The sequence below is a fragment of the Pseudomonas sp. SST3 genome, assembly GCF_003325755.1.
In genome coordinates, this window is record NZ_QORI02000050.1 from 1 (window position 1) to 8347 (window position 8347).

The window sequence follows — 8347 nt, forward strand, 5'->3', positions numbered from 1 at the left end:
GTTGCTGAACGCCGTCATCGAGTCGATGAAGCATTACGTTGAGGCTTGTGGTGCGCCAATGCCTGGAGCTCTTGCGGAAGCCGATCGGTGCGGATTCGAGGTGATAGATCCTGTGTAGATACCTTAGTCGCCAAGGCCCGGAACTTGCGAAGCGGCCGCAAGCCATTTTGGGCGATTAGCCATCCAGCCAATCCGATCAATATCAGTAGCATCGGCACGGTCACTAAGGCCGAGCGCAGGAATGCAGCCACCAGCCGTTGATCGGCACTGCGATCTTGCGAAAGTAAAAGCGTCATTGGAGCCAGTCCCGGGACTTGGATTTGCTTGCGCCCGGTTAGCATCTGCACGCCATCTTTCGTTGTCCAGCCAAGATAGTCGCCGTCCCTGCTCACGAGATCCAGCTGCTGCGGCGCATTGGCGAATCGGCCGATACTGAAAATGGGTGATTTCGCTGTATCGCCGATGACCGTAATCGAAAGGTTGTCATGGCCGAGTACGGTATCGCTCAATGCGTGTTGCCAGGAGCGGCCCATACGGGCTTTGGTGTCTTCGAGGAGTCCATGATCGATCTGAGAGAGCTTGGCCGTCACTTCCTCCTGGGCGCGCAGTTCCAGTTGGCGCACCAGTACCCAGTAGCTCAGTGCAATCAGCAGCGCGACCAAAGCGGCGCCGGTCAGTGTGATTTGAAGCGCGAGACGCGATGCGAGGCTGAGTGGCTTCAAGGCCGCGCCTCCAGCACGTAGCCCACACCCCGGATGGTGTGTATCAGGCGATCGCCGAAGGGTTCGTCCACTTTCATCCGCAGGCGACGAATCGCAACATCCACCACATTGGTATCGCAGTCGAAATTGATGTCCCACACCATGGCAGTTATTTCCGTACGCGTGAGGACTTCGCCAGTCCGGCGCATGAGCAGATGCAATAACGCAAATTCTTTGCTGGTGAGGTCGATACGCTGACCGCTCCGGTAAGCCCTATGCCGGGCCGGGTCCAGTTCGAGGTCGGCTACACGCAGGTTGCTCGGAAGTGTGACTGCCTCGCCTCGCCGCAACAGTGTCCGGATACGGGCAAGCAGCTCGGGGAACTGGAACGGCTTGACCAGATAGTCGTCGGCGCCCGATTCCAAGCCGCGGACTTTTTGCTCTAAGCGGCCATTGGCAGTCAGCATGATGACGCGTGTCTGCTTACGCCGCCTGATGAGTTCGAGAACCTCCCACCCATCCATGGTTGGCAGATTCACATCTAGCAGCACGATGTCATAGTCGTTCTGCAGTGCCAGGTGAAACCCATCGAGGCCATCACTTACGCAATCGACCAAGTAACCACATTCGATAAGACCCTGCTGCAAGTATTCCGCAGCTTTGATCTCGTCTTCGACAACCAGGATGCGCATGTTTTGAGGTAACTCGGCAAGGAGGTGCGCGGTAAGCGGAACCAAAAAAATCCATGTAGTAACTAGGTCAAGACGAAAGCGGCTTGGCTCTAGCGTGAAAGGCAGAGGCGAAAAGATCTGCCCAGGGAAGCGGGAAGCACTTTAACGCGGTAAAAGCCCTGTGAGGGCTATCTTGCGAATTTGTAATCTACCGGTCATTTGGTTGACCCGCAGCGCGAGCGGGTGCACCAAACGAAAAAAGGCGCCCTGATGGGCGCCTGAAACACATCTTCAAACCAAGGGAGCAAAACTAAAGAAGATGTGGTGTTGCTCATGGTGTTTCACAAGATCGAGAGAGGGTACTCGGCGATGAATCGGACCTCATCGAGGTCGGACTCGAAAGCAGTCGCCCGCGTGGTAGCCTGGCGCACCCGCAGAGACAAATCCTTGAGAGAGCCAGTCTGTACAACGTAGCGGGCTTCGACGTCGCGTTCCCAGCGGTTCTGTCCCGTCAGCGGCGCACCGTTATCGTCTTGGCGCATGTACACCTCGTTCGCGTTGCTGTAATCGGCGCCCCAACCGCGGGCGTAGCGGGTCATGAAAGTAAGCCCGGGTATGCCGTACTCCGCCATGTTCAGGTCGTAGCGCAGCATCCAGGACTGCTCTTTAGGTGAGTTGAAATCACTGTACTGAATGGAGTTGTTCAGGTAGATCGAGTCCGCCTGGCGCAAGTAGTCAAAGTCGTTGTTACCGTTGTTTCGCTGATACGACGCCGTGACGGTGTGCGCGCCGAAGGCGACACCCAGGCTGGAGCTCCAGATGTTGTTGTTGAACTCGCCCAGCAACTCACGGCCTTCGTCGGTTGCCTTGTAATAGTTGAAGCTGGCCAGCAGCGCGACGATATCGGAGAGCGGATAGGTGGCCGACGCACCGAAGTAATGCTGGTTCCAGGCATCTTTGAGGCGGCTGGTGTACAGGCTAAGACTGATATTTTCATTCACGCTGTAGTCACCGCCTGCGTAGCCGAGCCAAGGGGCGTCGACGGCACCGCCATAAAACGTGACGAAGTCATCGTTCGTGTTGCTGGTATTGGGCTGGCTCATCGCGTGTAGGCGCCCGGCCGCAAGCGTAAGACTGTCCAGCGAGTTGTTCACAACGGTGAACCCCTTGAAAGACTCCGGCAGCAGCCGTGCGTCACCAAAGTGCACGACGGGAGTAGTGGGGAACACATCACCAGCTTTAATCTCGGTGTCCAAGAACCGTGCTTTCACGGCCCCTCCCACTCGAGAAAAGTCATCCTCGGCATCGCCGGCGCTATTGTAGGGGAGAAGATCGACGCTTCCGCCAGCACCGGAACGTCCTGATCCAGAATCGAGCTTGAGACCGAGCATGGCGAAGGCGTCGACACCGACCCCCACCGAGCCTTGAGTATATCCGGACTCGAAGAAGGCCATTAATCCGTGCGCCCACTCCTCAGAGTAGCCATTGCCGGTCGCACTCTCACCGTCGCGAAAATCTCGATTGAAATAATAGTTGCGATTTATCAGCGATAGCGTGCTGCCTTCGATGAAGCCCTCCGCTGTTTCCGATTGGGCAAAGACCGGGGCGCTGCCCAATGCCAGTGAAAGGGCTGTTAGTGAAAAAACGGCCATTTTGCTCATGATGATGCTCCTGGTGTACGGCAGGTCAGTGCTCAAATGACGCCTTTCGCTTTTTTTTAGCGCTTAGGCAAGTTCTTCCCTGCAGATGACCGCAGGATTAGCGGCAAATTACTATTTTGTTATCTGAGAGGCAAGCAATCGCGCATATCCTCGATTACAGATTTGTAATGTTGCGGTCACGCGGTCGTTATCCACTCTTCTTTAAAGTCAGCCCCATGGCCATCAGTTATCTCCCCGGCTTGGCGAGGCTGATAAAAACGCTTTCGTGTATTGTGTCCTAAACCCAGGACGAATCACTGTCGCAGTAGCGGCGCTGTGTTCCGCGTCTTGGCGGGGGTAGCTCTATGATTGGATTCGACATCTAAACCAGGAAGTCATCGTTTTGCCTTGGATGAGAAAAATAGTTCTGCTGTTGTTGCTAGCCCTGTTCCCATTGCAATCATCATGGGCAGTTGTTAGCACGAGCTGCAGACATGAGGATGGTTCGGCAGCAAATCATCTTGGACATCACGAACATTCGCACGAGTCTCTGGGTGCTGACGAGGAAGGATCGTCAAAAGCCGCAAAAAAAATCAGTCTGGATGGAGACTGTGTCTTTCATGGCGACCATATCAAGCCGCTTATAAGGAAAGGGATTTCTCCTGGTTCGGTATTATCAATAAGCTTGAAACCGTTTTCTTCTGCTAGCTACGCATCGGCTGAAGCCGGGCGTCCTGAAAAACCTAATTGGCGCATCGGTGCAAAGCCGGTGAGACGCCAGATTAACCAGTAGGACGCCATTTATCTGTATCTGACGTCTCACCGAACCTTCCCTTTTCTAGGAGATTTCGGTGCGAAAAGTTCTTTTACCGCTGGGGTTGACGATGTTGTCGTGCAACCTCGCCTCTGCGCAGCCTTTAGAGTTGCCGACCTTCACACAGACCTTACCTGTCAGTGTGTCAAATACCTTCCCCGTTGAGTCTGTCGACTCCATAAGCTTTGTACGCGCCTTGGAACTCGCTAGCTCTGCAAGCCCTGAACTGGCTGCTGCAAGACGTGAGCTGGCTGCTTCTCGCGCATTAATTAGCCAAGCAGGAGCACGTCCGAATCCAATATTGTCCGCTAGCCAGGAGGGAATCCGGGGCGATGCCCCGGAGACCACGCTTGAACTGAGCCAAGAAATAGAGCTGGGTGGTAAACGTTCGGCTCGTATTGAGGCGGCGCAACGAGCCTTGGACGTAGCAGCTGCTGACCTGCAGGACGCCCAAGCTCGACTGAGGGGGGCAGTGATGGGCGCATACTACGATGTGCTTACTGCGCAAGAACGGCTGGAGCTCGCTCAGGCTGCTTCAAAGCTTGCGAAGCAAGCAGTGAACGTGGCCAATCGGCGTGTGAGGGCCGGCATGGTTTCTCCTGTAGAGGAAACCCGGGCGCGGGTTGCGGCTACAGGAGTGCAAGTAGAGCTTGCCCGGGCCACAGCTGAACTCGAAGCTGCGCGCACTCGGCTGGCGGCCAACTGGGGAAACCCACAGCCACGCTTTGAGCGAGTAAAAGAGCCGGCAGAGGCAGTGCCTCCGCTCCCCGAACTAGCTGAGCTTTATAGCCGCTTGAACGATTCCGCTCAACTAACCCGCGCGCGTCGGGAGGCTGAAAGACGTCGGGCTGCGTTGGAGCTGGAAAGGACGAATCGCTTTTCTAACGTGACGGTTAGCGTAGGTGCCCAACGCTCAGATGAATATAACGGCACGCTGGGACTGGTGAGTATCTCGATGCCCTTGCCGTTGCTTGATCGAAACCAAGGCAACATCGGAGCAGCGCAGGAACGGGCCTACCAGGCTCAGGACGAGCTCAACGCCGTCCATATACGCCTGAAAAGCGAGCTTTCCCAAGCACACATGCGCCTGCGCACTGCTCGGCAGCAGTTTGAACTGTTGCGCAACGACATGCTCCCCAGTGCCCAGAGCGCTTATGAAGCTGCCAGCAAGGGGTTCGAACTCGGAAAGTTCACCTTCCTTGACGTACTGGATGCTCAACGCACGCTTTTCCAAGCCCGCTCTCAGTATCTGTCTGCGCTCTCACAAGCTAACCAGGCGGCGGCGGAAATCGCGCGAATCGTCGGCGATGGGTCGGCCGTTATCCCCTCGGCCACTCAGCCATAAGGAATCCATATGAAAAGTAAATCGAACACATCTTCCTTGGCTGTTCACAAGAAGCAGATTTTTTGGATCGTCGTCATATTAGGCGTGGCACTAGTACTTGGCGGATTGCTTCTTGGCAATAGTCCTGCTGTGCCTAATGCGAGCGACGCGCATGGAGAGCATGGTGGCGCTTCGGAGCATGGGGATGAAGGGCATTCGGATGAGGAAGCCGAAGCCGAAGCCGAAGCCGAAGCCGAAGCCGAAGGAGATCATGGCCATGATGAAGGAGGCGCCGATAGCGATCACGAGGTCGGTGCGGCAGAGAAAGATGAGCATGACGATGGTCCTGAGGGAGCAGCGCACGCCGAAGCAGAGGTTGAACTCTCCGAGACCCAAATCCTAGCCGCGGGCATCTCGCTGGCAACCGCTCAGCCTGCACAGATACAAAGCGCAATCGAGCTGCCAGGTGAAATTACGTTTAACCAGGATCGTACAGCGCAAGTTGTGCCTCGTCTCTCAGGTGTCGTTGAAGCGGTCAAAGTCGATTTGGGCGAACAGGTGAAACAGGGGCAAGTGCTTGCTGTGATCGCGAGTACCGACCTGTCGGAACGTAGAAGCGAGTTCTACGCGGCACAAAAACGTCTTGCATTGGCTCAGAAAACCTATCGACGCGAAAAGGAGCTGTGGGAAGAGCGTATTTCTGCAGAACAGGATTATTTACAGGCACAACAGGCTCTACGGGAAGCAGAGCTGACGGTTGCGAATGCAAAAGCACAGCTACAAGCGCTTGGTAGTGATGCTGGCAAGCCAGACGCATTGAGCCGCTACGAACTCAGGGCGCCGTTCGATGGGATGATCGTTGAGAAGGACATCACGCTCGGTGAGTCAGTCAATACCGACGACCAGATATTCATCATTTCCGATCTCTCTACCGTTTGGGCAGATATCAGCGTTCCTGCCAATGCACTCAGCGCGGTACGAGTCGGCAGCAACGCGGTTATCGAAGCCACAGCATTCGAGTCCAGTGCCAATGGCACCGTTTCTTATGTCGGCTCACTTGTTGGTCAGCAAAGCCGCGCCGCTACCGCCCGGGTCACGCTTCCGAACCCGGAAGGTGTTTGGCGTCCCGGCCTGTTCGTCAAAGTGCGGGTAGGCTCTGGCGGAGTGTCCGTGCCGGTTGCAGTCAAGCCCGATGCGATCCACACGTTGGAAGATAATCCGGTGGTGTTTGTACGGACCGACCATGGCTTTGCTGCTCAGCCAATCGTGACTGGTCGCGGCGATAGTGAAGCGGTTGAAATCAAGGAAGGTCTTCAGGCCGGAGTGCGCTATGCCTTGGCCAACAGTTTCATCATTAAGTCCGAGCTTGGCAAAGCCAGCGCCTCGCATGCTCACTGATACGGAGTTATAGACTGTGTTCGAACGTATCATTCGCTTTTCTATAGAGCATCGCTGGCTGGTTTTGCTAGCCGTGCTTGGCATGGCAGCGTTAGGAGCTTACAGCTACCAAAAGCTGCCTATCGATGCTGTCCCTGATATCACCAACGTACAGGTGCAAATCAACACTGCGGCCCCAGGTTATTCCCCGCTGGAAGTGGAGCAGCGCATTACCTACCCGCTCGAGACGGTAATGGCCGGGTTGCCCAAGCTCGAGCAGACCCGTTCCTTGTCTCGATATGGACTTTCTCAGATCACAGTTATTTTTGAGGAAGGCACTGACATCTATTTTGCCCGCCAACTTGTGAATGAGCGCTTGGGAGGGGCCAAAGATCAGCTTCCGGAAGGCGTCACTCCAACACTTGGCCCTATTTCCACTGGGCTTGGCGAAATCTATTTTTGGACGGTTGAAGCTGAGGACGGTGCCACCAAATCGGACGGTACGCCTTATACCTCTGCTGACTTGCGTGAGATTCAAGATTGGATCATCAAACCGCAAGTCCGCAATGTACCAGGCGTAACTGAGATCAATACGATCGGAGGATATGCAAAGGAATATCAGATCGCCCCCAATCCAGACACTTTGCGGTCGTTTGGACTGACATTACAAGATCTGATCGAAGCGGTTGAGCAAAACAATAACAATCTAGGTGCCGGATATATTGAAAAACGCGGCGAGCAGTATCTTGTTCGTGCTCCAGGACAAATGCAATCAGTAGAGGACATCCGCAATACCCTTATTAGCAACGTTGACGGTACCCCAGTACGTATCCGCGACGTTGCGACGGTAGAGGTTGGAAAGGAGCTCCGTACTGGCGCAGCCACCGAGAATGGCCGCGAAGTGGTTCTAGGTACGGCTTTCATGCTTATCGGTGAAAATAGCCGGGTAGTTTCTAGGGCTGTCGATGACAAGATGAAAGAGATAAACCTTTCGCTTCCAGAGGGCGTAAAGGCGATTACTGTCTACGATCGAACTGTACTCGTAGACAAAGCTATATCCACCGTTAAGAAGAACCTCACTGAGGGTGCCATTCTTGTTGTGGTTATACTTTTTCTCTTCTTGGGCAATATCCGTGCGGCGATCCTAACCGCACTTGTTATACCGCTGGCGATGCTCTTTACGTTCACCGGCATGGTAGCCAACGAGGTCAGCGCCAACCTGATGAGCTTAGGCGCATTGGATTTCGGCATCATTATCGATGGTGCCGTGGTGATTGTTGAGAACTGCGTGCGTCGACTTGCTCACGCTCAGTCCCATCACGGGCGGGCATTAACGCTGTCCGAACGGCTTCATGAAGTGTTCGCTGCGGCAAAGGAAGTGCGTCGGCCTCTACTCTATGGGCAGCTGATCATTATGATCGTATATCTGCCGATATTCGCCCTTACAGGGGTAGAAGGTAAGATGTTCACGCCCATGGCGTTTACCGTAGTGACAGCGCTATTCGGGGCGATGATTCTCTCGGTGACGTTCGTCCCGGCAGCCGTTGCGCTCTTTATCGGCAAGCGTGTTACAGAGAAGGAAAACTTTCTAATCCGCAATGCTAAACGGGCCTACGCACCTGCATTCGATGCGGTGATGTCCAACAAGCCAGTAGTGCTCACCTTTGCCGTTGTTGCAGTTGTACTTTCCGGCCTCGTAGGGGCACGTATGGGCAGTGAATTCGTGCCTAGCCTCAACGAGGGGGACTTCGCTATCCAAGCCCTTCGTGTACCGGCTACCAGCCTTAGTCAGTCTGTCGAGATGCAGCAGCAGCTGGAGC

General features: G+C 54.9%; 7 protein-coding genes. 4 read left to right on the forward strand and 3 right to left on the reverse strand.

Going from position 1 to position 8347, the window contains the following annotated elements; genetic code table 11:
• Positions 1–14: 14 nt before the first annotated feature.
• The 3 genes from DQ405_RS22720 to DQ405_RS22730 all read right to left on the reverse strand — a co-directional run bounded on the left by DQ405_RS22720 (position 15) and on the right by DQ405_RS22730 (position 3033).
• Positions 15–722, reverse strand: a complete 708-nt coding sequence (locus DQ405_RS22720) for a hypothetical protein (RefSeq protein ID WP_241730127.1) — start codon at positions 720–722, stop codon at positions 15–17.
• Positions 719–1393, reverse strand: a complete 675-nt coding sequence (locus DQ405_RS22725) for a heavy metal response regulator transcription factor (protein ID WP_008569962.1) — start codon at positions 1391–1393, stop codon at positions 719–721. Before DQ405_RS22725 ends, DQ405_RS22720 begins: the two co-directional genes overlap by 4 nt.
• Positions 1394–1713: 320 nt before the next feature.
• On the reverse strand, positions 1714–3033 hold the full coding sequence (locus DQ405_RS22730) for an OprD family porin (RefSeq protein ID WP_168426234.1): 1320 nt from the start codon (positions 3031–3033) through the stop codon (positions 1714–1716).
• 382 nt (positions 3034–3415) lie between these two features.
• On the opposite strand from DQ405_RS22730, the gene DQ405_RS22735 reads away from it, so the two are divergent.
• From DQ405_RS22735 to DQ405_RS22750, 4 genes are all read left to right on the forward strand, one after another.
• A complete protein-coding gene (locus DQ405_RS22735) occupies positions 3416–3805 on the forward strand; it encodes a hypothetical protein (protein WP_155737913.1) in 390 nt (129 codons plus the stop codon).
• 58 nt (positions 3806–3863) lie between these two features.
• Positions 3864–5171, forward strand: coding sequence for a TolC family protein (locus tag DQ405_RS22740; RefSeq protein ID WP_168426235.1), 1308 nt, complete (start codon positions 3864–3866; stop codon positions 5169–5171).
• 9 nt (positions 5172–5180) lie between these two features.
• Complete coding sequence (locus tag DQ405_RS22745; RefSeq protein WP_168426236.1) at positions 5181–6548, forward strand: efflux RND transporter periplasmic adaptor subunit; 1368 nt, start codon at positions 5181–5183, stop codon at positions 6546–6548.
• A gap of 16 nt (positions 6549–6564) precedes the next feature.
• Positions 6565–8347 (forward strand): CusA/CzcA family heavy metal efflux RND transporter (locus DQ405_RS22750; protein WP_168426237.1); only part of this gene is annotated, 1783 nt, incomplete at its 3' end.